Source organism: Bacillus sp. DHT2 (genome assembly GCF_026241455.1).
GTDB lineage: Bacteria > Bacillota > Bacilli > Bacillales > Bacillaceae_G > Bacillus_A > Bacillus_A pseudomycoides.
The window spans coordinates 60927-83777 of record NZ_JAPHWH010000013.1; the positions used below are offsets into that span (position 1 = coordinate 60927).

At 35.5% G+C, this 22851-nt stretch carries 20 protein-coding genes; 14 read left to right on the top strand and 6 right to left on the bottom strand.

The window, feature by feature from the left end:
* The first annotated feature begins 94 nt into the window (after positions 1-94).
* The 3 genes from ORL93_RS24290 (at position 95) to ORL93_RS24300 (ending at position 3653) form a co-directional block, all read left to right on the top strand.
* A complete protein-coding gene (locus ORL93_RS24290; protein ID WP_003205860.1) occupies positions 95-658 on the top strand; it encodes a class I SAM-dependent methyltransferase in 564 nt (187 codons plus the stop codon).
* Between the two features lie 223 nt (positions 659-881).
* On the top strand, positions 882-1259 hold the full coding sequence (locus ORL93_RS24295) for an ArsR/SmtB family transcription factor (RefSeq protein ID WP_003195140.1): 378 nt from the start codon (positions 882-884) through the stop codon (positions 1257-1259).
* A gap of 27 nt (positions 1260-1286) precedes the next feature.
* A complete protein-coding gene (locus ORL93_RS24300) occupies positions 1287-3653 on the top strand; it encodes a heavy metal translocating P-type ATPase (RefSeq protein ID WP_097795433.1) in 2367 nt (788 codons plus the stop codon).
* Between the two features lie 171 nt (positions 3654-3824).
* Here ORL93_RS24300 and ORL93_RS24305 read toward each other — a convergent pair whose 3' ends face one another.
* On the bottom strand, positions 3825-5288 hold the full coding sequence (locus ORL93_RS24305) for a nicotinate phosphoribosyltransferase (RefSeq protein WP_003195138.1): 1464 nt from the start codon (positions 5286-5288) through the stop codon (positions 3825-3827).
* A 264-nt stretch (positions 5289-5552) separates the two neighbouring features.
* On the opposite strand from ORL93_RS24305, the gene ORL93_RS24310 reads away from it, so the two are divergent.
* The 3 genes from ORL93_RS24310 to ORL93_RS24320 all read left to right on the top strand — a co-directional run bounded on the left by ORL93_RS24310 (position 5553) and on the right by ORL93_RS24320 (position 8834).
* Positions 5553-6830: a helix-turn-helix domain-containing protein gene (locus ORL93_RS24310; RefSeq protein ID WP_265959632.1), complete on the top strand. Its 1278-nt coding sequence runs from the start codon at positions 5553-5555 to the stop codon at positions 6828-6830.
* Positions 6827-6955, top strand: coding sequence for an NprX family peptide pheromone (locus ORL93_RS24315; RefSeq protein WP_018765584.1), 129 nt, complete (start codon positions 6827-6829; stop codon positions 6953-6955). The genes ORL93_RS24310 and ORL93_RS24315 overlap by 4 nt, the downstream gene beginning before the upstream one ends.
* A 178-nt stretch (positions 6956-7133) precedes the next feature.
* Entirely contained in the window at positions 7134-8834 is a 1701-nt protein-coding gene (locus ORL93_RS24320) for a M4 family metallopeptidase (RefSeq protein ID WP_097795435.1), read from the top strand.
* A gap of 46 nt (positions 8835-8880) precedes the next feature.
* Here ORL93_RS24320 and ORL93_RS24325 read toward each other — a convergent pair whose 3' ends face one another.
* Positions 8881-9429, bottom strand: coding sequence for a TVP38/TMEM64 family protein (locus ORL93_RS24325; RefSeq protein ID WP_006093499.1), 549 nt, complete (start codon positions 9427-9429; stop codon positions 8881-8883).
* Between the two features lie 178 nt (positions 9430-9607).
* Between ORL93_RS24325 and ORL93_RS24330 the strand changes: the two genes are divergently transcribed.
* From ORL93_RS24330 to ORL93_RS24350, 5 genes are all read left to right on the top strand, one after another.
* Positions 9608-9910, top strand: a complete 303-nt coding sequence (locus tag ORL93_RS24330) for a metal-sensing transcriptional repressor (protein WP_097795436.1) — start codon at positions 9608-9610, stop codon at positions 9908-9910.
* 16 nt (positions 9911-9926) lie between these two features.
* Positions 9927-12317 (top strand): heavy metal translocating P-type ATPase, encoded by a 2391-nt coding sequence (locus ORL93_RS24335; RefSeq protein WP_018765581.1) that lies wholly within the window; start codon positions 9927-9929, stop codon positions 12315-12317.
* Between the two features lie 103 nt (positions 12318-12420).
* Entirely contained in the window at positions 12421-12624 is a 204-nt protein-coding gene (gene copZ, locus ORL93_RS24340; RefSeq protein ID WP_003195128.1) for a copper chaperone CopZ, read from the top strand.
* A gap of 144 nt (positions 12625-12768) precedes the next feature.
* Positions 12769-13287, top strand: a complete 519-nt coding sequence (locus tag ORL93_RS24345) for an RNase A-like domain-containing lipoprotein (protein WP_033798615.1) — start codon at positions 12769-12771, stop codon at positions 13285-13287.
* 15 nt (positions 13288-13302) lie between these two features.
* Positions 13303-13575 (top strand): hypothetical protein, encoded by a 273-nt coding sequence (locus ORL93_RS24350; protein WP_265959633.1) that lies wholly within the window; start codon positions 13303-13305, stop codon positions 13573-13575.
* Between the two features lie 4 nt (positions 13576-13579).
* Here the strand turns inward: ORL93_RS24350 and ORL93_RS24355 are convergent, their stop codons facing one another.
* From ORL93_RS24355 to ORL93_RS24365, 3 genes are all read right to left on the bottom strand, one after another.
* A complete protein-coding gene (locus ORL93_RS24355) occupies positions 13580-14833 on the bottom strand; it encodes a VanW family protein (protein ID WP_006093503.1) in 1254 nt (417 codons plus the stop codon).
* A 246-nt stretch (positions 14834-15079) separates the two neighbouring features.
* Positions 15080-16093 carry an LCP family glycopolymer transferase gene (locus ORL93_RS24360; protein ID WP_018781923.1) on the bottom strand — a complete coding sequence of 338 codons (1014 nt, stop codon included), beginning with the start codon at positions 16091-16093 and terminating at the stop codon, positions 15080-15082.
* A 194-nt stretch (positions 16094-16287) separates the two neighbouring features.
* Positions 16288-17466: a NupC/NupG family nucleoside CNT transporter gene (locus tag ORL93_RS24365; RefSeq protein WP_006093505.1), complete on the bottom strand. Its 1179-nt coding sequence runs from the start codon at positions 17464-17466 to the stop codon at positions 16288-16290.
* A 91-nt stretch (positions 17467-17557) separates the two neighbouring features.
* Here ORL93_RS24365 and gloA2 point away from each other — a divergent pair, with 91 nt between their 5' ends.
* The 3 genes from gloA2 to aspA all read left to right on the top strand — a co-directional run bounded on the left by gloA2 (position 17558) and on the right by aspA (position 21038).
* Complete coding sequence (gloA2, locus tag ORL93_RS24370) at positions 17558-17944, top strand: SMU1112c/YaeR family gloxylase I-like metalloprotein (RefSeq protein ID WP_199666032.1); 387 nt, start codon at positions 17558-17560, stop codon at positions 17942-17944.
* Positions 17945-18104: 160 nt separating this feature from the next.
* Positions 18105-19421: a hemolysin family protein gene (locus tag ORL93_RS24375; RefSeq protein ID WP_018781926.1), complete on the top strand. Its 1317-nt coding sequence runs from the start codon at positions 18105-18107 to the stop codon at positions 19419-19421.
* 183 nt (positions 19422-19604) lie between these two features.
* Positions 19605-21038, top strand: coding sequence for an aspartate ammonia-lyase (aspA, locus tag ORL93_RS24380; RefSeq protein ID WP_097795441.1), 1434 nt, complete (start codon positions 19605-19607; stop codon positions 21036-21038).
* A 104-nt stretch (positions 21039-21142) separates the two neighbouring features.
* Here the strand turns inward: aspA and ORL93_RS24385 are convergent, their stop codons facing one another.
* Positions 21143-22762 (bottom strand): lactate permease LctP family transporter, encoded by a 1620-nt coding sequence (locus tag ORL93_RS24385; RefSeq protein WP_003205851.1) that lies wholly within the window; start codon positions 22760-22762, stop codon positions 21143-21145.
* Positions 22763-22851: the final 89 nt, after the last annotated feature.

The window sequence follows — 22851 nt, forward strand, 5'->3', positions numbered from 1 at the left end:
TGCCTAGGGAGCGCGCAAGGTTTTTTCTTTTGGTCAAAGGAGGAAAAAGTAGTATCTTGTAGAATTTATATGTTGAAATATTCAAAGGGGTGAAATGATGGTTGTAAAAGACGAATTAAAAATTGTTGTTGGTGCAGGAGAAATTAACAATAACCCAGGATGGTTACATACAAATGAAGATGAATTGAATTTATTAAAAAGAGAAGATTGGATAAAAAGGTTTGATAGTAACTCTTTAGAGGTAATTTTAGCGGAGCATGTATGGGAGCATTTATCATATGAGGAAGGTGTAGAAGCAGCGAAAGTGTGTTATGAATTTTTAAAGAACGGTGGTTATATTCGCTGTGCGGTTCCGGATAGCTTTTTCCCGGATGAAGAATATCAAGAAGGGGTACAAGTTGGGGGACCTGGACCACTAGATCATCCAGCGGCGAGCCATAAAATTGTTCACAATTATAAAACGATAATATCCATGTTTGAGAGCGCAGGATTTCAGGTGAAGCTTTTGGAGTATTGTGATGAGAGTGGAGAGTTTCATTATAATGATTGGGATGAAAAAGAAGGATTTATTTATCGGTCTAAACGCTTTGATCATAGAAATCAGGATGGAAAGTTAGGGTTTGTTTCTTTAATTGTTGATGCAGTGAAAGGTGAATAAATGAAGAAAAAAGGATGTACGAAAGGATAGAAACTTTCGTACATCCTTTTTGTATGAAGAATATAACGGATGTGGAAAATAAGTGATATGTTTTTAAATTTGAACAAAATGTTCGGAAAATTTGTTACGGATTTTATTGACACATATGAATGGGCGCTCATATAATAAAAGTATAAGATATATGAATGGTTGTTCATATGTTCAAATGAAGAGGTGAGCTATAATGGCTGAAAATAAAGTAGAAACATGTCAAGAAGCATGTTCTCAAACAATTATCCATGGAGAAGTTGTTGATCAAGTGAAACAAACGATTCCAGCTGACGAAAGTTTAAGTAAAGTGGCAGAATTATTTAAAGTATTAGGTGACCGTACGCGTACCCGCATTTTACACGCATTATTTGAAGCAGAAATGTGCGTATGTGACTTAGCGTATTTACTCGGCATGACACAATCATCTATTTCTCATCAGTTGCGTGTTTTAAAGCAAGCAAAACTTGTGAAAAACCGTAAAGAAGGAAAGGTTGTGTATTATTCATTAGCTGACCATCACGTAATTCATATCTTTGAGCAAGCATTTGAACACGTAAATGAGGAAGAATAGAAAATAAAAGCACAAGGAGGGAGAAAGATGGCAGAAGCACTAGTGAAACGAAAACTTGTGTTAGAAGGATTAGATTGTGCGAACTGTGCAATGAAAATTGAAAAAGGGGTCGGAGGATTAGAAGGTGTCTCCTCTTGTTCCGTGAACTTCGCAACTAAGACAATGACTTTAGAAACAGAACAAAATAAAGAAAATAATGTTGTTGCTGAAGCGAAACAGCTTGTTACGAAATTAGAACCGCACATTCAAGTAAAGGATGAACAGAAAACAAAAGTTGTAAAAGAAGTATTTGTATTAGAAGGGCTAGATTGTGCAAATTGTGCAATGAAGATTGAAACAAAGGTAAAAGAGATGCCTACGGTTTCAGCGGCCGCTGTTGACTTTGTATCGAAGAAATTAAAAATAGAAGTGGCAAATAAAAAAGAGCTTGAAACGACAGTACAAGATATTAAAAATATTGTTCATAAATTAGAGCCAGATGTAAAAGTTGTCCGTGAAGAAAAAACAGGTCATGATCATGGACATAGTCACGATCACGGTGAAGGAAATGTGAAGAAAATGCTATGGCGCTTAGCGATTGGTGGTGTTTTAACAGGAGTCGCTGCACTTGCAGGATTACCACAAATGATAACAATTCCACTTTTCGTTATCGCATATTTACTCATTGGTGGAGATATTGTTTGGCGAGCTGTGAGAAACATAACACGCGGGCAAGTATTTGATGAAAACTTTCTAATGGCAATCGCTACACTTGGAGCATTTGCAATCGGGCAATATCCAGAGGCTGTCGCAGTTATGCTGTTTTATCAAGTAGGTGAGTTATTCCAGAGTATTGCGGTGAATCGTTCTCGAAAATCGATTACTTCATTAATGGATATTCGTCCTGATTATGCAAACGTTAAAGTTGGCAATGAAACAAAACAAGTCTCACCGGAAGATGTACAAATTGGAGATTATATCATTGTTAAACCAGGTGAGAAAGTACCATTAGATGGGAAAGTAGTTGAAGGAACATCAATGGTAGATACTTCAGCATTAACAGGTGAATCTGTACCGCGTGAAGTAGAAGTTGGGAAAGATGTATTAAGTGGTTTTGTGAACCAAAATGGTGTGTTAACAATTGAAGTAACAAAAGAATTTGGTGAATCAACTGTATCGAAAATTTTGGATTTAGTACAAAACGCAAGTAGCCGAAAAGCACCAACAGAAAACTTTATTACGAAATTTGCGCGTTACTATACTCCGGTCGTAGTTATTACAGCAGCGGCATTAGCGTTTATTCCACCTCTTATTTTAGAAGGGGCTACATTCTCTGATTGGATTTATCGTGCATTAGTGTTTCTTGTTATTTCTTGTCCATGTGCATTAGTGGTATCTATTCCACTTGGATTCTTTGGCGGTATTGGTGGAGCCTCTAAAAACGGTATTTTAATCAAAGGAAGTAACTATTTAGAAGCACTGAATGATGTGAAACATATCGTCTTTGACAAAACAGGAACATTAACAAAAGGTGTATTCAAGGTAACGAAGATGGAGCCAAATGGAGCAACTACAAAAGAAGAACTCCTTGAATATGCTGCATTTGCGGAAGTTTATTCAAATCATCCAATTGCACAATCTATTCGAAGTGCATATGGAAAATCAATTGATGAAAATATGATTGGGGATTATAGTGAAATTTCCGGTCATGGTACAGTTGTAAAAGTACAAGGTAAAGGAATTTTTGCGGGCAATGCAAAATTAATGAAAAAAGAAAATATTACATTTGAACAGCCGCAAACAGTGGGCACGCTTGTTCACGTTGCTGTAGACGGTGCATACGCTGGTTATATTGTCATCTCAGATGAAGTAAAAGAGGACTCAAAACAAGCAATTCAAAAGTTGAAAGAACTTGGTATTAAGAAAACGGTAATGTTAACAGGTGATGCGAAATTAGTTGGAGAAGCTGTTGGTAAGGAGCTTGGCTTAGATGAGGTTCACGCTGAATTATTGCCACAACAAAAAGTAGAAGAAATTGAAAAAATTGATAGTGCAAAACAAGCGAAAGAAAAAGTTGCGTTCGTTGGTGATGGTATTAATGATACACCAGTATTAGCGAGAGCAGACGTCGGGATTGCGATGGGTGGATTAGGATCTGATGCAGCAATCGAGGCGGCGGATATTGTAATCATGACAGATGAACCTTCTAAAATCGCAACGGCTGTCAAAATTGCCAAACGTACACGGAACATTGTATGGCAAAATATTATCTTTGCACTTGGTGTGAAAGGACTGGTCTTATTACTTGGTGCATTTGGAATTGCAACAATGTGGGAAGCTGTTTTCTCAGATGTGGGCGTTACGCTACTTGCTGTATTGAATGCGATGCGTGTGCTTAGAGTGAAAGATTTGTAAAATAAAGTGAAACTTTAATCAGTGGGGGATATCTCCCACTGATTATTAGCCCTCACGAATCGGGCTTTTACGGGCAATTTATCTCCCAGCTAACTTCTTTTGCTGAACTTTGAGGTGGGATATTACTGCCCGTAAATAGCGGGGTAAAAAGAGAAGCGAAGGCTTCTCTTTTTATTTTTGTATATTTTTTGCAACCTGATCCCGTACAGTTTGAATGTAATTCATTTTATGATCCCAGCATTCTTGGCTTAAATCTACAGGATATTCTTCGGGATTTAGTGTTCTCATATATTCTTCCCAAAATAGTGCTAAGCTGTTTTCTGTGTATTTTTGAATGTCTAATATGTTAGGTAATTCATATGTTCTTTTACCATTTGTGAAAATGTTATGATGAAGCTCGCGTGCTTCAAAGTTTGTCACGAATTTACTGATGTACGTATGGACAGGATGGAACATTTTTAAACGTTCTTCCTGCTCAGGTTCTTCTGATTCTAAAGCGATATAATCACCTTCTGCATGATTGTTAACGCGATTAATGATTCGATAAATTCGTTTTAATCCTGGCGTTGTAATCTTTTCAGGATTAGAAGAGATTTTAATCGTATCATTTAATGTGCCATTCGCATCCTCAATCGCAACTAACTTATAAACAGCTCCTAAGGCAGGTTGCTCAAATGATGTAATTAATTTTGTTCCGACGCCCCATACATCAATTTTTGCCCCTTGTGATTTTAAATGCATAATTGTATATTCATCTAAATCACTAGAAGCGATGATTTTTGTATTTGTAAATCCAGCTGCATCAAGTAGTTTTCGTGCCTCTTTTGATAAATAAGCCATATCGCCGCTATCAAGACGAATACCATAAAAATCAATGCGGTCACCAAATTCTTTCGCGATGCGAATGGCATTTGGTACACCAGATTTTAATGTGTCGTATGTATCGACAAGAAAAACACATTTTTTATGTGTTTCAGCATACTTTTTAAATGCAATATATTCATCACGGTATGCTTGGACAAAGGAATGAGCATGCGTACCAGCAACTGGAATACCAAATCGTTTTCCAGCACGGACATTGCTTGTAGAAGAAAATCCACCGATAAAGGCTGCGCGTGTACCCCAAAGGGCCGCATCAAATTCATGAGCACGGCGTGTACCAAATTCTAATAGTTCATCATTGTTCGCTGCGTGTTTCATGCGAGCTGCTTTTGTAGCGATTAATGTTTGGTAATTCACAATGTTTAACAAGGCGGTTTCAATAATTTGAGCTTCACCAAGCGGTGCGTCAACGCGCAATAATGGCTCGTTATTAAAAACCACTTCTCCTTCTTGCATACTACGAATTGTCCCGGTAAACCTCATGTTTTGTAAATACTGTAGAAACTCTTCTTCAAATTGTAGCTCTTTTAAATAAGTGATATCACTTTCGGTAAAACGAAAATTCTCTATGTATTCTATAATTTTTTCAAGACCAGCAAAAATGGCGTAACCATTTTTAAATGGAAGCTTTCGGAAATATAAATCAAAAACAGAGCGGCGATTATGAATGCCGTCTTTCCAATATGTATAAGTCATGTTGATTTGATATAAATCTGTATGTAAGGCGTAACTATCATCTTTATAATGATTCATTGTGAAAACACCTCCGTAATTTGGTTATATTATATCGTTTTTTCTAGTTTATGCCAAAGAATCCATTTCTAATAAGAAAGAGTGATTTTAATGTTTGGTAATATAGGTGATATAACATGTTTTTAGCATGAAATTTAGCTACTTCAATTGGAATAAAACAAATTTATCGAAAAACTTTTGGAAAATTTACATTTATCAATTTATATTTTTGGTATTTTTATGTATTATTAAAGTAGTGGGGGTAAATGAGAATGGAGGAGGACAATGCAACAAACTTTAGAAAAAATCGGCAAACAAGTTTTTTATAAGCGGCTGCAGCAAAAAATGACACAAGAAGAATTATGTCAGGGCATTTGTTCCGTCTCATATTTAAGTAAGATTGAAAATGGAAAAATAGAAGCATCGGAGGAAATCTTGCAGTTGCTCTGCGTGAGGTTAGAGATTGCCGTGTCGGATTTGAGAGATGTAGAAGAAGAAGTGAAAGAGAAATTAGATGATTGGTTAAACGCATTAGTTCATTTGGACAAGCAACAGGTTGAACGCATATATAAAGAATTACAGTCTGAAATGAAAAATGTCTTAGATTTTGAAATTATAAATTATTATAATCTGCTGTATACACGTTATTTGATTATGAAAAGAGATCTTTCTGCGCTTGAAGAAGAACTAGAGAAATTAAAGAAGATGTATAAGAAGTATTCTCCGTTTCAGAAGTTGCTGTATACGTATAGTAGGGCTTTATTATATTGCATGCAATATAAATATAAACAGGCATTAGAGCATTTGTTAAAAACAGAGTCTATGGCGAAAGAACAAGGTTATTATGAAACGGGGATATATTATAATTTAGCACTTACGTATAGTCAGATGGAAATCGATCATATGACATTGTACTTTGCGAATGTTGCGTTAGAAGGTTTTCGAAATGAATATAAGTTTCGGCATGTAATCAACTGTCAACTTTTAATCGCTTTCAGTTATATACGAAAAAAACAGTATAGTGAAGCTATGGGAATTTATAATCATATTTTAAGAGAGGCTGATTCTTTTGCGGATAAAGATAATATCATGTCAATTGCCTTGAATAATATGGGGTACTTATATTATCGTCAAAATAATTATGAAAAAGCAAAAGAATATTATTTGGAGGGTCTACAGTATAAAAAAGAAGAAGATTTAAATTATATTGATGCTATGTATGAGATTTCTTTGCAATGTATTCAGTTAAAAGAATTTGAAGAAGCGAGAGGTTGGATTGAAAAAGGAATTTCTGCTGCAAGAAAAGATGATAGGTATAAAAGTATGTTGCACTTATTATTAATTCTTCAATATAAGTATTATGGAAAAAAAGAGGTATATAAGAAGTTTTTAGAAATAGAAGCAGTGCCTTTCTTTAAGGGTGAAAAAAATATGAAAGATTTAAAGAAGGTATACTTAGAATTAGCGGAATACTTTGAAGAATCATCGGAATTTCAAGAAAGTAATCGATATTATAAATTAGCAATTATGTTGTTAGAAGAAGAAGGGGGGGTTATAGTATGAAAAAGATAATCTTAGGAACTTTTGTAATTATAACGGTTTTAGCGGTAGCATTCGATGTGCAGTGTGCTTGGAAACCAGATAACTATGGTCAAGAAACGAATGCAGCAGAAACAGTAAATGTATAGTAAATTACCAAAAAAGGCCCTTTCCAAACGGAAAGGGCCTTTCTCAATAATTGTTCGCCAAAATTCTACAAAACTTGAGAAAAGATTTTTTTGAATTTTCAGTATATCAATATTGGAAACCTAATGCTAATATAAAATTACTCTTTTTCAAAAAATTTTTTATTAGGGGGAAGGTTATATGAAAAAGAAGAGTTTAGCATTTGTATTAGCGGCAGGAATGGCAGTTACAACATTTGGAGGGACAAGTTCTGCATTTGCAGATTCAAAGAATGTGCTCTCTACGAAAAAGTACAATGAAGCAGTACAGTCACCTGAGTTTATCTCTGGAGATTTGACTGGAGCAACTGGAAAGAAAGCAGAATCTGTTGTATTTGATTATCTAAATGCAGCAAAAGGAGAGTATAAGTTAGGGGAAAAGAGTGCAGAGGATTCTTTCAAAGTGAAACAAGTGAAAAAAGATTCTGTAACTGATGCAACAGTGGTACGTATGCAACAAGTATATGAAGGTACACCAGTATGGGGGTCTACTCAACTAGCTCATGTTAGTAAAGATGGTTCATTGAAAGTTTTATCTGGAACAGTTGTACCTGATTTAGATAAAAAGGAAAAATTAAAAAATAAAAATAAGATTGAAGGCAAAAAAGCAATTGCAATTGCACAGCAAGACTTAGGATTAACTCCAAAATATGAAGTAGAGCCATCAGCGGATTTATATGTATATCAAAATGGTGAGGACACAACTTATGCATATGTTGTGAAATTAAACTTCTTAGAGCCAAAACCAGGAAACTATTATTATTTCATTGAGGCAGAAAGCGGTAAAGTATTAAATAAATACAATACAATTGATCATGTGAATGGTGAAAATCAAGCACCACTTAAGCAAGAAAATGCTAAACAGGAAGGTAAAGCAGTTGTAAAACCTGTTACAGGGACAAATAAAGTTGGAACGGGTAAAGGTGTACTAGGGGATACAAAATCTATTAATACAACACTATCTGGATCTACTTATTATTTACAAGATAATACACGTGGAGCAACGATTTTCACATATGATGCGAAAAATCGCTCTACATTGCCAGGGACATTATGGACAGATACAGATAATGTTTTCAATGCAAGCCGTGATGCAGCTGCAGTAGATGCTCATTATTATGCGGGTGTAACATATGACTATTATAAAAATACGTTTAATCGAAACTCCGTTAATGATGCAGGGGCGCCGTTAAAATCAACGGTCCACTACGGAAGTAATTACAATAATGCTTTCTGGGACGGTTCACAAATGGTATATGGGGACGGGGATGGTTATACATTTACTTCATTATCAGGTGGATTAGATGTAATTGGGCATGAATTAACGCATGCTGTTACAGAAAATAGTTCGAATTTAATTTATCAAAATGAGTCAGGTGCGTTAAATGAAGCGATTTCTGATGTTTTTGGTACATTAGTAGAATACTATGATAATCGTAATCCAGATTGGGAAATTGGTGAGGATATTTATACGCCTGGCAAATCGGGAGATGCGCTTCGCTCTATGAGTGATCCAGCGAAATATGGCGATCCAGATCATTATTCTAAACGTTATACTGGTTCAAGTGATAACGGTGGTGTTCATACGAACAGTGGTATTATTAATAAAGCGGCTTACTTACTAGCAAATGGTGGTACGCATTACGGTGTAACAGTAAATGGCATTGGTAAAGATAAAGCAGGCGCAATCTATTATCGTGCAAATACACAATATTTCACTGAATCTACTACGTTTAGTCAAGCGCGTGCTGGCTTAGTACAAGCAGCTGCGGATTTATATGGTGCGAACTCTGCTGAAGTTACAGCGGTGAAGCAGTCATATGATGCAGTTGGTGTAAAATAGGGTTCATTCTTCTTTAGAAAAAATAAAAAGGAGCATCTGCTCCTTTTTATTTTTTCTTCCACTTCTTCCATATATATAATACCCCGATGCAACCGGCAATCGTGATAATCCACTTTGCTTCACTTGTTCCGTTCATGACATGGTATGCAGAATACACTTCAATGAGTAATGCCGGTATTTTTCCTAGTGTACTTGCAATACTGAAAGAGAATAGCGATATTGTTCCTAATGCTGCAAATAAGGTGATAATGCTTGACGGAATAAATGGAACAAGCCGAAATGATAGAACGAGTAAAAATGCCTCTTTACCTTGTACATAAAGAAGGCGTTCTACTTTTGGATAATTGTTTAATTTGTTATGAGTCAATTTTTGAAAACCTAGTCGATAGAAATAAAATGAGACAATTGCTCCCAATGCTTCGCCTGCGATTGAAATAATTGTTCCATCTGTTAAACCAAAAAGTTGTATGTTGATGGCTGTTAAAAATATGCTTGGAATAAATCCTGCCAAGCTGATGATGATATTGAATAGAATACTGAGTGGAATTGCAATCGTGTGATGCTCTGTGAGTAAATTGTGAATCATTTCTTGCATATAGTTATAGTCCTTTGTCTTTTTTAGCATTACACCATATTTGGTCAATATAGGCAAGTGTGGATTTTAATTAAAAAATATAAATTTTCACAGCTAAAAACTTGCACCATTATACCCCCTCCTCTATATACATTATACCCCTTACAGGTATAATGTATATAGAGGAGGGGGTATACAGATGGACCATTGTTCAAATCAAGAAAAGATGGTTCCGCGAACGGACGAAGAGATCGAGAAGGTTGTAAAACGCTTAAAAAGGATTGAAGGTCAAGTGCGCGGTATACAAAAAATGATTGAAGAAAATCGTTATTGTGTAGATGTATTGATTCAAATTTCTGCGGTGCAAGCAGCGTTAAATAAAGTCGGTTTTTCATTGTTAGAGCGACATACAAATCATTGTGTCGCTAAAGCGATTCAAGAAGGTAATGGAGATGAGTCTATTCAAGAGTTAATGAAAGTCATCAAACAGTTCTCAAATTAGAAAGGAGACGAACTGTATGGGTCAGACAAAACAGATCACGGTTGGTATTGATGGGATGACATGTTCAGCTTGTTCAGCCAGAATTGAGAAGGTGTTAAATAAGTTAGAAGGTGTAGAAGCAAATGTAAATTTAGCTATGGAACAAGCAACGGTTCAATACGATGTGGACGCGCAATCTGCAGAGTCAATCACAAATCGTATTGAGAAACTTGGTTATGAAGTTCGGACGAAAAAGGTAAGTCTAGATATTGATGGAATGACGTGTGCCGCATGTTCAAATCGGATTGAAAAAGTAATTGGAAAAATGGAGGGAATCGAGAGTATTACTGTTAATCTGGCGATGAACACTGCAACAATCGTATATAAAGATGGCCCTATTACTATAGAATCTATTTTAGAAAAAATAACGAAACTCGGTTACAAAGGAAAGCTCCAAGAAGAGACTGAACCAAATAAAAAAGCAGACAAATTAAAAGGGAAACGAAAACAGCTATTTCTTTCTATTCTGTTATCATTACCGCTTCTCTATACAATGGTAGCGCATATGCCATTTGAAACGGGACTATGGATGCCGCATTTTTTAATGAATCCGTGGGTGCAATTATTGTTTGCAACACCAGTACAATTTTATATCGGTTCACAATTTTATATTGGCGCATACCGTTCTTTACGAAATAAAAGTGCGAATATGGATGTGCTTGTTGTACTTGGTACATCAGCCGCGTATTTTTATAGCTTATATGAAGGTTTGAAAACATTACAAAATCCATCGTATTCACCGCAGCTGTATTTTGAAACGAGTGCAGTGCTCATCACATTAATTCTTGTTGGAAAATATTTCGAATCTGTTGCGAAAGGAAGAACAACGGAAGCGATTTCAAAATTAGTAAGTCTCCAAGCAAAAGAGGCATTGGTCATTCGTGATGGACGTGACATGTTAATTCCAATCGAAAGTGTTGTTATTGGTGATACCATTGTTGTAAAACCAGGTGAAAAGATACCTGTAGATGGTATTGTTTTATCAGGTATTTCGTCAGTTGATGAGGCAATGATTACCGGTGAATCAATCCCCATGGATAAACAGGTCGGTGATGCTTTAATAGGTGCAACAATTAATAAAAACGGTACGTTAACAATGCGTGCTGAAAAAATTGGAAAAGATACAGCCCTTGCAAATATTATTAAAATTGTGGAAGAAGCGCAAGGGTCTAAAGCACCAATTCAGCGCATGGCAGATACAATTTCTGGTATATTTGTTCCAATCGTTGTTGTTGTTGCAGCAGTTGCCTTTTTAATTTGGTACTTTGCCATTACTCCGCAAAATTTACCGCAATCTCTTGAAGTAGCTATAGCAGTATTAGTAATTGCCTGCCCTTGTGCACTGGGACTGGCAACACCAACTTCTATTATGGTTGGAACAGGGAAAGGTGCAGAGAAAGGAATTCTTTTTAAAGGTGGAGAGTATTTAGAAGCAACGCATAAAATTAATGCTGTTTTATTAGATAAAACGGGTACGGTTACAAAAGGGAAACCAGAAGTAACAGACGTAATGATCCTGCAAGATGACATGCTTTTATTTGCGGCTTCCGCAGAAAACGTTTCTGAACATCCGCTAGCCTCTGCAATTGTAGAATATGGAAAACAAAATCAAGTTTCTTTACTACCTGTAGAAACGTTTCGTGCAGTACCTGGGCATGGAATTGAATCGATTATAGAAGAGAAATCAGTTATCATTGGGACTCGAAAATTAATGAGTGAACACAGCGTCAATATAGCGGAATATGAGAATGTAATGAGTGAGCATGAAGCAAACGGAAAAACGGTTATGCTTGTAGCAATTGCGGGTCAGTTTGCAGGAATGATTTCTGTTGCCGACACGATAAAAGAAAGTTCAAAAGAAGCTATTCATACGATGCAATCTGCGGGAATTGATGTTTATATGGTAACAGGAGACAATAAACGAACTGCTGAAGCAATTGCAAAACAGGTTGGTATCAATCATGTATATGCAGAAATATTGCCAGAGCAAAAGGCAAATATTGTAGAACAATTACAGCAAAAAGGAAAGCAAGTAGCAATGGTTGGTGATGGTATTAATGATGCTCCAGCACTAGCGAAAGCGGATATAGGGATGGCGATTGGAACAGGTGCAGATGTAGCAATTGAAGCAGCTGATGTTACATTGGTTGGAGGAGATTTAGGGCATATCCCACAAGCAATTGATTTAAGCCAAAAAACGATGAAAAATATTCGTCAAAATTTATTTTGGGCATTATTTTATAATGCGATTGGTATCCCCATTGCGGCAAGTGGCTTGTTAGAACCTTGGGTAGCTGGAGCAGCGATGGCATTTAGTTCTGTTTCGGTTGTAACGAACGCTTTGCGTTTGAAGCGTGTTAAAATATAAAGTGAAGCCAATGTTTTTACGAGCAATACACCTTATTATAGGTTATGCTGCTCATAAATAATAAATAATAAATAAAAGATTTATAATTAAGGAGGAATTGGAAATGACTGTAACATTGAATGTACAAGGAATGACATGTAATCATTGTAAAATGGCTGTGACAAATGCATTGCAAGAACTAAACGGAGTAAATGGCGTAGCAGTTGAATTGCAAGCGGGCACAGTAGCTGTTGAATATGATGAAGCAAAAGTGAATATAGAGCAGTTAAAAGATGCCATTGAAGAGCAAGGATACGATATTGTATAAAGTGAAATTGTTATCAATCAGGCAAATGTTCATGTAGAAAAAATAAGACAAAGCGTGTAGGGTTTTAGAATTCTACACGCTTTTTTTATATGTGAAATTGACTTTTTGTGAAGTTACGATAATAATCATGAAAGAGGTGATATGATGAAACGATTATGGGGTACTTTCTTGAGTAGCTTGTTTGCAATGGTTCTTATCTTAAGCGGTTGTACGGGACAAGAGCAAAACAAAGCGAACCCGAAAGAAAATAATTCAACATCAGTAGAAAAAATTAAAGATACGATTTTAGATGAAATGGAAGGACCGCCGAAAAATGGCCATACGATAGAACGACATGTTGGGAAAACAGAAGATGAGCTAAAGAAGCGGTTGCAGACAGATAAAGTATCAGCTGCAAGTACATATTATGATAAAGAGATAGCAACAAAAGCTGTAAAAGATAGCTTAAAGCAACATGAGCAGGAAATTGAGAAATGGTTAAAGAACTCCAAAGAAAATCGTCTTGTATTAAATACGAAGCATTCATTTCCTGTTGGAAAAACGGTATTAAAGCGAGATATGAGTGTAAAAGATAAGCTTATGAATACAGTTACCGTTTTGGCGAGAGATAAATCAGGGGCATTAGGATTTAAAATCATTACTTCCTATCCATCAGATAAGTAAGAAAGGGGGGGGAGCATGTATCCGACACTTCAATATTTCTTAAGAGCATATTGCACGTTAAGTGTGTATGAGGATGAAATAATAAATGTAATGACTGAGTTTCTAGAACAAGAGGATCAGGAAACAATTGAAAAATTAAAAAGCGAGTTATTACATATAAAGCAGACAGAGGCATGGGAAGAAGGTTGTTTAATAGTAGCTAAACAAGGAACCCGTATATGGTCTTTAGAAGAGACGAGGGAACATATGGGGACATTTGTACGTTTATTGCAAAATAAAAAGGCGTGAATCATCACGCCTTTTTGTATACGCTTTTTGAAATTTGGCCATTTGAGATGACTTGACCGTTTTGTGTTACTTTTTTATATGTGACAGCCGTAATTTTATTTTCAGTCTCGCCAATTACTTTTGATGAAACTTCTACGTTCTTGCCAGTAGGTGTACCGAAAATACGTGTAGTTATGCTGCTACCATTGGAAAACGCTTGAATGTAAATATATTTTCCAGTATTATTTTTGAATTTTAAATCTGGGCCATAATCTGCTACAGCAGCATCTTGACCAAGTGGCAAGTAATGAACAGGCATAGAGTGGTTACTACGAGCAACAACTCCTAAATCAGCACGTAATGCTGCCCCATATAGGGTACTACTCACTTGGCAAACCCCACCACCGGCGCTCTGGACAACTTTTCCTTGTAGGAATACAGCAGCAGATCTATAGCCATGCGCAGCATCTGTAATACCAACGCGTTCATTGAAACTAAATGTTTCATCAGGTGCTACAATTGCTCCGCTTAAAGTATTAGCAGATTTGTTTACATTAAAGGATTGGCTCCCGTTTCGACCAGCCATAGGAGTAGAATATTCAGCAATCACTTGTGTAATCCCCATATTTTGCATATCTTCTGTAGAGCGTTCGGGCTTTATAGAGGCAATTGGGAGCTGAATATCTTGTGTACCAGCAGTAATTGCTTTTGCTGTTAATTCTTTTAATTTATCTTTATCAACTTTTTCGCCATTTTGACTTTGACTAATATTTACTGTTGTTCCGGAAACACTTAATTCAGCATTTACAGGTTTCTCTAAGGTTTCATTATATTTTTCTTTTATAAAGGCTTCATAAGTAGTTGTATTTAACTGTGGCGTTAGTTTATATTCACGTTTTAACTCGCCATTTTCAGCTTGTTTTCGCATTTTATAGCGATTTATCACATTTCCTTTTTGCTCTTTAAAGATCTTTTCGACAATTTCCGTTTCTTTATATTCAACACCTAAGTCTTTCCACGTATAAGCTTGTGTATTGCCTTGGAATGTATAGTTAAGAGATTTTTTGTTTGATTCATCAATTTTTTGTTGAATAATTTCTTGAACATCTTTTTTACTTTTACCATCAAGAGAAGTGCCTTCAAATGTAGTATGTGGTAATACATTTATATCAAGCTGTTTATTCAATTTAGACACGTATTGATAACCACCAATCCCACCTGCACATAGTAATATTCCACCAGTGACAGCAGAACCAATCAGTAAGTTACGTAGCTTCATTTACTTCCCCCCAAAAAATTAATATATAAGGTCATATGTATTCATTTTTAATGTATAAATGATAAAAATAGTATTATGTATGTACTAGTATACTATTATTTTAATTGTGGGTGTAATATTTTTATAAAAAACGTTACAATTTTGTAACATTTGTCTCTTTTTGTCATTATTTGCGAAAGAAAATGAAAGTATTTTGTTGAAAATTATAATAAAAAGGCTGCTGGGAAAGTCCTAGCAGCCTTTTTATTATAATTTTTTATGTTCAGTTTTATTCGTAACATCGAGATGTTGTTTCAATGTTTTAGATATGTCCTGTACACTCTTTTCGTCAGGAATGTAGTAGTAGATGCCACCTATATATTTATCGTCACCTTTTACTTGAAGTTTATCCATCTTTAGATTTGAGCCCATTGTGCTCTTTGTAATTGTCATCATGTCATCAAATGTTAAGTTTGTTTTTAAATCATGATCAACAGCATCTAATAAGCTGCTAATTTTATTAATGGAATTTATGGATAGCGCTTTTTGAGCAATGGCTTCCAAAACAAGTTGCTGACGCTGACCACGCATATAATCGCTGTCGATATGACGAGTTCTAGCTAAAGCAAGTGCTTCTTCACCATTTAAATGCTGACGCCCTTTTTTTAGATGGATTGCACCTGGTTCGTCCTTACTATTTTGTTCTGTAAATTCAACAGGAACATCAACATCGATGCCACCAAGGGAATCTACAATTTTTATAAAGGATTTAAAGTTAAATTTAACATAATAGTCAACAGGAACATTTAAAAAGTTCTCGACTGTATCAATTGTACTATCTACGCCTCCAAATACGTGAGCATGCGTAATCTTATCTTGTTTATCGCGTGATTTAATATATACACGAGAGTCACGTGGTATACTAACAAGTTTTACTGATTTATCATTTTTATTAATTGTTGCAAGTAATAATGCATCGGTACGCGTTGCTTTGCCGTAAGATTTTTCACGGAGGTCACTTTCATCAACACCCATAATAAGGACAGAAACATTGTCCGTCATCGGCTTAACAGCTTTTTCTCGTTTATCCGATTTATCTCCTCTATCTAATTTAGAATATGCATTATTTACAATTGATTTTGCTTTACTGTATATATGGAAGGAATAGCTTCCGCCACTAATTGTTACAATAAGTAATGGAATGAGAATAAACCATAGTAGGCGTCTTTTTTTAAATCGCCTCTTTGAGGTTCTATTCGTGTTTTCTACATCAGATTTCATTATTTAGTTCTCCTTTAAATCATTCAATTTGCATATTATCTTATAATGCATAGACGAGACACATAAAAGACATTGTACGCTAAATAGATGTTGTTGTACATGTATAAAAAAATAGATGTCTCGAGTATTTATGAGACATCTATTCGTATTGTATACAAAAAGTATGAATAAGAAAAGGATTAAATTTTACCTTCTTATAGCATAATGCTTACAATAATTGCAGATAAAATGCTGACGAGTGTCGCACCGTACAACAGTTTTAAACCGAAGCGAGCAACGACATTTCCTTGTTCTTCATTTAATCCTTTAACGGCACCAGAAATAATTCCTATAGAAGAGAAGTTTGCAAAGGATACAAGAAAAACTGAAATAATGCCTACTGTACGAGGAGTGAGGCTGTTTGCAAGCTTACTGAGATCCATCATGGCTACAAATTCATTCGTTACAAGCTTTGTAGCCATAATACTTCCTGCTGCGACAATTTCGTTACTTGGCACACCAATAAGAAAAGCGATAGGAGAGAAAACATAACCAAGTAATTGCTGAAATGTAATTCCAAAAATAATATGGAATAAATCATTGATACAGCTAATTAAGGCAACAAATCCAATCAGCATAGCACCGACAACAATAGCAACACGAAATCCATCTAGAATGTATTCTCCAAGCATCTCAAAAAAGGTTTGCTTTTCACCCTTAATTTCTAGAATATCTTCTTCTTCTTTAACATCATATGGATTAATAATAAGTACGATAATAAAGCCGCTAAATAAATTTAAGACAAGAGCAGTTACTACATATTTTGGTTCAATCATTGTCATATAAGCACCGACGATTGACATCGATACGGTCGACATGGCGGAGGCGCATAGTGTATAGAGACGATGTTTTGGAATTTGCGCAAGCTGTTTTTTTACGGTAATGAATACTTCTGATTGGCCTACAATGGCAGAAGCGACAGCATTATAAGATTCAAGCTTTCCGAGTCCATTTATTTTACTAAGGAACAAACCGATCCAACGAATACAGAATGGTAATATTTTAAAATGTTGTAAAATACCAATTAAGACGGAGATGAAGACAATTGGTAAGAGTACATTTAAGAAGAAGGGCATTTCACCTTTATTCGTAATACCACCAAATACAAAGTTTACCCCAGATGCAGCATAGGCCAATAATTTCGTAAATACATTAGAAATCATGGTTACAAGTATGAGGCCGATTTCTGTATTTAATAGTAAAAAGGTTAAAATTAACTGTATAATAAGCATAATGAAAATCGGTTTGAATTTGATATGCTTTTTATTGTTACTTGCAATGAAGGCAAGAAAGAAAACAACGGCAAGACCGAGAAAAAAAGTAACAAATTTCATAATAAGCCTCCTTATGATATGTTCTGTTATATAGGTTTTTCATTTCAAGGGAGAATATGCATGTTTGGTAAAGAGAGGAATGAAGTAGAGTATGAATATATCTAGAGTGCATCATATTGCAATCATTTGTTCTGATTACAAAATATCTAAAAATTTTTATGTTAATATATTGGGATTTAATGTGTTGAATGAAGTTTACAGAGAAGAAAGGGATTCGTATAAATTAGATTTATGTGTAGGAGGACAGTATCAAATTGAGTTATTTTCATTTCCAAATCCTCCAAAGCGGCAAAGTTTTCCTGAAGCAGCTGGTCTTAGACATTTAGCATTTGCAGTTACAGATATACATGAAGCAGTGGGGCATCTAAAGCGATGTGGAATAGAGACAGAGCCAATACGTGTTGATGAAATAACAGGGAAACAGTTTGTGTTTTTTCAAGATCCTGATTGTTTACCATTGGAGTTATATGAGGACTAAAATTGGGGAAATTTATATAGGTTTGCTTTTTGACAAATGAAGAGAATAAGAACAAAGTGAAACTTCCATTCGTTTTTTATTCAATCAACTTCTTTGATTGGGAGAAAACTTTTTTTAAAAAGGAGGTGTAACTTTAGCTAAGAAAAGCTAAAGGTGTTCTTTGGAAATTGCTAAATTAATCATGGTTGTTATTCTTATTGCATTAACTGGTTTTTTTGTGGCAGTTGAATTTGCGATTATAAAAGTGCGTAGTAGTCGCATTGATCAGCTTGTAGGAGAAAAAAAACGTGGCGCACTAGCAGCTAAGAAAGTGATTTCAAATTTAGACGAATATTTATCCGCATGTCAGCTCGGAATTACAATTACAGCTCTAGGACTAGGTTGGTTAGGTGAACCAACGATAAAGCATGTATTAGAGCCGTTATTTTTAAAAATTGAATTTTCACCTGCAATTGCGAGTACTGTTTCTTTTATTATTGCATTTGTCGTTATTACATTTTTACATGTTGTGATTGGAGAGCTAGCACCAAAAACCTTTGCCATTCAAAAAGCGGAGCAAGTAAGTTTGTTGCTATCTCAGCCGCTCATTTATTTTTACCGGATTATGTATCCGTTTATTTGGGCTCTAAATGGCTCAGCTCGCCTCGTGACTGGCATATTTGGATTATCCCCTGCTTCTGAGCATGAAGTTGCACATTCAGAGGAGGAATTAAGACTTATTTTATCGGAGAGCTATAAAAGCGGAGAAATTAATCAGGCGGAATTTAAATATGTAAATAATATTTTTGAATTTGATAATCGGTTAGCAAAAGAAATTATGGTTCCACGCACTGAAATAGTTGGTTTATATGAAGATGAACCGTTCGAAACACATATTAAAGTGATTGGACAAGAAAAGTATACAAGGTATCCTGTATTTGGAGAGGATAAAGATGAGATTATTGGGATGGTTAATGTAAAAGACTTATTTATTCGCTATATGGATGGTGGACAAAACGAAGAATGTTCTATTATTCCGTATACGAGACCTGTTATTGAAGTTTTGGAAAATATCCCAATCCATGACTTGTTACTGCAAATGCAGAAAAGAAGAATTCCCCTTGCCGTTTTATATGATGAATATGGGGGGACGGCGGGAATTGTAACACTTGAAGATATTTTAGAGGAAATAGTTGGTGAAATTCGGGATGAATATGATGAAGATGAACATCCACCCATTGAACATATAAGCGAAACGTATAAAATTATCGATGGAAAAGTACTCATTAGTGAAGTGAATGATTTGCTCGGTTTACATTTGTTTGCTGACGATGTAGATACGATTGGTGGTTGGATTATGATGCAAAAACAGACAATTATTGAAGGTGATGTCATTGAAACGAATGGCTGGATTTTCAAAGTTCTTGAAAAAGATGTGCATCAAATTAAACGAGTAGAAATAAAAAAAGTTGAAGTGGAAGATACAGCAATTGCGTAATCTTTATAAATTAGAAGTATGAGTGCGTCATCGATTTTGCAGAAAAATAATATTGTTTGCGCTTTCAAAAAAGGTGCTATATATTGAAAGAAGATATAGAAATATATCTCTTACAAAAATCATATTTTTATAGAAATCGTTTTTAGGTCATCGATTTAGAATGAAAAGTATAGGTGATGAAAAATGGTAGCAACGAAAGGGATACGTATTGAAAAAGATTTTTTAGGAGAAAAGGAAGTACCAAATGCAGCTTACTATGGTGTTCAAACATTACGAGCAGTAGAAAATTTTCCGATTACAGGATATCGTATTCATACGTCATTAATTAAAGCAATGGCAATGGTTAAAAAAGCTGCAGCACGTGCAAATATGGAAACAGGTTATTTGCACGCAAATATTGGGGAAGAAATTGCAAAATCGGCTCAGGAAATTATTGATGGGAAGTTTCATGAGCAGTTCATTGTAGACCCAATTCAGGGCGGGGCAGGGACTTCTATTAATATGAATACAAATGAGGTTATTGCAAACCGTGCACTTGAGAGAATGGGGCATGAAAAAGGAAACTATGCAATCATTAGCCCGAATACACATGTGAACATGGCGCAATCAACAAATGATGCGTTCCCAACAGGAATTCATATTGCGGCGCTTATGATGCTAGAAGAACTTCTTATTACAATGGATGCACTTCATCGTGCATTTATCGATAAAGCAAAAGAATTTGATCATGTGATAAAAATGGGGCGTACACATCTGCAAGATGCAGTTCCAATTCGTCTTGGGCAAGAATTTGAAGCATATAGCCGAGTGCTTGGGCGTGATATAAAACGCATTAAGCAGTCTCGTCAACATTTGTATGAAGTGAATATAGGCGCAACGGCTGTTGGGACCGGATTAAATGCAAATCCAATTTATATTGAGCAAGTTGTAAAGCATTTACGCAGTATTAGCGGATTTCCACTAGTTGGTGCAGAACATTTAGTGGATGCAACGCAAAACACAGATGCGTATACAGAAGTATCAGCAGCACTAAAAGTATGTATGATGAATATGTCTAAAATTGCAAATGACTTGCGCATTATGGCATCTGGCCCACGTGTCGGATTGGCTGAAATTCAATTACCAGCTCGTCAACCAGGATCATCTATTATGCCAGGAAAAGTAAATCCAGTTATGGCAGAAGTAATTAATCAAGTGGCCTTCCAAGTTATTGGAAATGACCATACAATATGTTTAGCATCAGAAGCAGGACAATTAGAACTAAATGTAATGGAGCCGGTGTTAGTATTTAATTTAATTCAATCCATTAGTATTATGAATAATGCATTCCGCGTATTTCGTGAGTATTGTATTAAAGGTATTACTGCAAATGAAGAATTGTTAAAACAATATGTCGAGAAAAGCGTTGGGATTATTACAGCGGTGAATCCTCATATTGGATATGAGACGGCATCTCGCATTGCTCGCGAAGCGATTGAAACAGGTAAATCTGTTCGTGAGCTTTGCTTAGAGCATGGTGTGTTAACAGAAGAGGAACTTGATATTATTTTGGATCCATATGAAATGACACATCCCGAAATTGCTGGTGCGTCGCTATTGAAGAATAAAAAATCCTGATACTGTATGTATTAGGATTTTTTTATATTAAAGTATAAGAATGAGTGAATGGTTAGAAAGAAAAAGATAAAAAACGATCCCACGTGAGGGATCGTTTTCATCTTTTAAAAGATATTAAATATAGAGTTAAGTTGAAGTAAACTAATTATGACTAAGAAAATCAAACTATATTTCATTGCTGTTTTAAATAGGACAGATTCTTTACCGACTAGTCCAACTGCCGCACAAGCAACTGCTACAGATTGTGGTGATACCATTTTTGCCATTGTCCCGCCGACTACGTTTAAAGCAACAAGTGTAGAAGGTACGATATCTAATTGTGCTGCAGTTACTGCTTGAAGTGGTGCAAATAATGAACCACTTGATACTACAGAACCAGTTAAGAATACGCCAATCCAACCTAAGATTGGAGATAAGATTGGGAAGGCCTTACCAGTAGATGATAAAGCTAGTCCAAGAGTAGAAGACATACCAGAGTAGTTTGTTACATATGCTAATGCAATTACACTACAAATTGTATAAATTGGAGCTTTCAACTCTTTTAATGTTTCAATAGTTAGTTCTTTAACCAATTGGCCTTTTGCGCGATATACGAGTAAAGATACGATAATTGCTAGTACAATTGCAGTAGTTGTAGATGAAAATACATCTAGCTTGAAGATTGCTGCAAATGGTGTATCCGCATTTACAATTGGTGTTGTTTTAATAACGTGATTGTGTAAACCAGGAATCTGGATATTAAATACTAAGTTTGCTAACGCACCGTTTGGAGCGAATAAACTTTTGATTGCTTTTAAATTGAAAATTGTTACGAATGCAGTTAAGAATGCAAATGGTGACCAAGCGTATAAAATTTGTTTCATTGTGTAGCTATGTTTTTCTACTTGTTCTTCAGTTTGAGCTGAAGATTTTGGTTGCCATACACGTAGGAATAATGCAAGTGCAACCATGCTGACAACTGCAGCGAAAATATCAGTTAATTCTGCGCCAAGGTAGTATGTTACAACGAATTGAGTAATAGCGAAGGAACCACCACTTACAAGGATACCTTGCCAAGTTTCTTTAATTCCTTTAAAGCCATCTACCATTGCAACAAGTAAGAATGGTAATACAAAGCTAATGAAAGGTAATAATGTTACAGTTTGACGACCGACAGTTAAGGCATCTATTTGTGTTAATTGAGCAGGCACTGTAACTGGAATACCCATTGCTCCCATTGCTCCACCAGCAATATTTGCAACTAAACAAATACCTGCTGCTTTTAATGGGTTAAATCCCATACCTACAAGTAATGCTGCTGTAATTGCAACTGGTACACCAAATCCAGCTGCACCTTCTAAGAAAGCACCGAAAGAATAAGCGATTAATAACACTTGAAGGCGACGGTCATTTGTAATACTTGAAATACTGTCGCGAATGACATTAAATTGTTCAGTTTTTACTGTTAATTTGTAAAGGAAAATAGCTGCAATAACAATTGTACAAATTGGATAAAATCCAGCTGCTACACCAAATGCAGCTGATGATACAGCCATAGTTGCAGGCATTTTGTAAACGAATATGGAAAGAATGATTGCTAAAATTACGCTATAAAGTCCTGATAAATATCCTTTGATCTTAAATACTGTTAAACAAAGAACAAAGAATAAGATTGGAAGAGCAGCGACAAGTGCTGATAACCAAATGTTGTTCAACGGGTCATAAATTTGTGTCCAAGTATTCATAATAATGACAACTCCTATCTATAATATGTGAAGACATTCACATTATTTGTGAAATAATTCACAATCACCTTACATTGCCTAGTATATTC

Coding starts and splice junctions, on each gene's coding strand:
- ORL93_RS24290 (WP_003205860.1), top strand. CDS start 95: ATGATGGTTGTAAAAGACGAATTAAAAATTGTTGTTGGTGCAGGAGAA.
- ORL93_RS24295 (WP_003195140.1), top strand. CDS start 882: ATGGCTGAAAATAAAGTAGAAACATGTCAAGAAGCATGTTCTCAAACA.
- ORL93_RS24300 (WP_097795433.1), top strand. CDS start 1,287: ATGGCAGAAGCACTAGTGAAACGAAAACTTGTGTTAGAAGGATTAGAT.
- ORL93_RS24305 (WP_003195138.1), bottom strand. CDS start 5,288: ATGAATCATTATAAAGATGATAGTTACGCCTTACATACAGATTTATAT.
- ORL93_RS24310 (WP_265959632.1), top strand. CDS start 5,553: ATGCAACAAACTTTAGAAAAAATCGGCAAACAAGTTTTTTATAAGCGG.
- ORL93_RS24315 (WP_018765584.1), top strand. CDS start 6,827: ATGAAAAAGATAATCTTAGGAACTTTTGTAATTATAACGGTTTTAGCG.
- ORL93_RS24320 (WP_097795435.1), top strand. CDS start 7,134: ATGAAAAAGAAGAGTTTAGCATTTGTATTAGCGGCAGGAATGGCAGTT.
- ORL93_RS24325 (WP_006093499.1), bottom strand. CDS start 9,429: ATGCAAGAAATGATTCACAATTTACTCACAGAGCATCACACGATTGCA.
- ORL93_RS24330 (WP_097795436.1), top strand. CDS start 9,608: ATGGACCATTGTTCAAATCAAGAAAAGATGGTTCCGCGAACGGACGAA.
- ORL93_RS24335 (WP_018765581.1), top strand. CDS start 9,927: ATGGGTCAGACAAAACAGATCACGGTTGGTATTGATGGGATGACATGT.
- copZ (WP_003195128.1), top strand. CDS start 12,421: ATGACTGTAACATTGAATGTACAAGGAATGACATGTAATCATTGTAAA.
- ORL93_RS24345 (WP_033798615.1), top strand. CDS start 12,769: ATGAAACGATTATGGGGTACTTTCTTGAGTAGCTTGTTTGCAATGGTT.
- ORL93_RS24350 (WP_265959633.1), top strand. CDS start 13,303: ATGTATCCGACACTTCAATATTTCTTAAGAGCATATTGCACGTTAAGT.
- ORL93_RS24355 (WP_006093503.1), bottom strand. CDS start 14,833: ATGAAGCTACGTAACTTACTGATTGGTTCTGCTGTCACTGGTGGAATA.
- ORL93_RS24360 (WP_018781923.1), bottom strand. CDS start 16,093: ATGAAATCTGATGTAGAAAACACGAATAGAACCTCAAAGAGGCGATTT.
- ORL93_RS24365 (WP_006093505.1), bottom strand. CDS start 17,466: ATGAAATTTGTTACTTTTTTTCTCGGTCTTGCCGTTGTTTTCTTTCTT.
- gloA2 (WP_199666032.1), top strand. CDS start 17,558: ATGAATATATCTAGAGTGCATCATATTGCAATCATTTGTTCTGATTAC.
- aspA (WP_097795441.1), top strand. CDS start 19,605: ATGGTAGCAACGAAAGGGATACGTATTGAAAAAGATTTTTTAGGAGAA.
- ORL93_RS24385 (WP_003205851.1), bottom strand. CDS start 22,762: ATGAATACTTGGACACAAATTTATGACCCGTTGAACAACATTTGGTTA.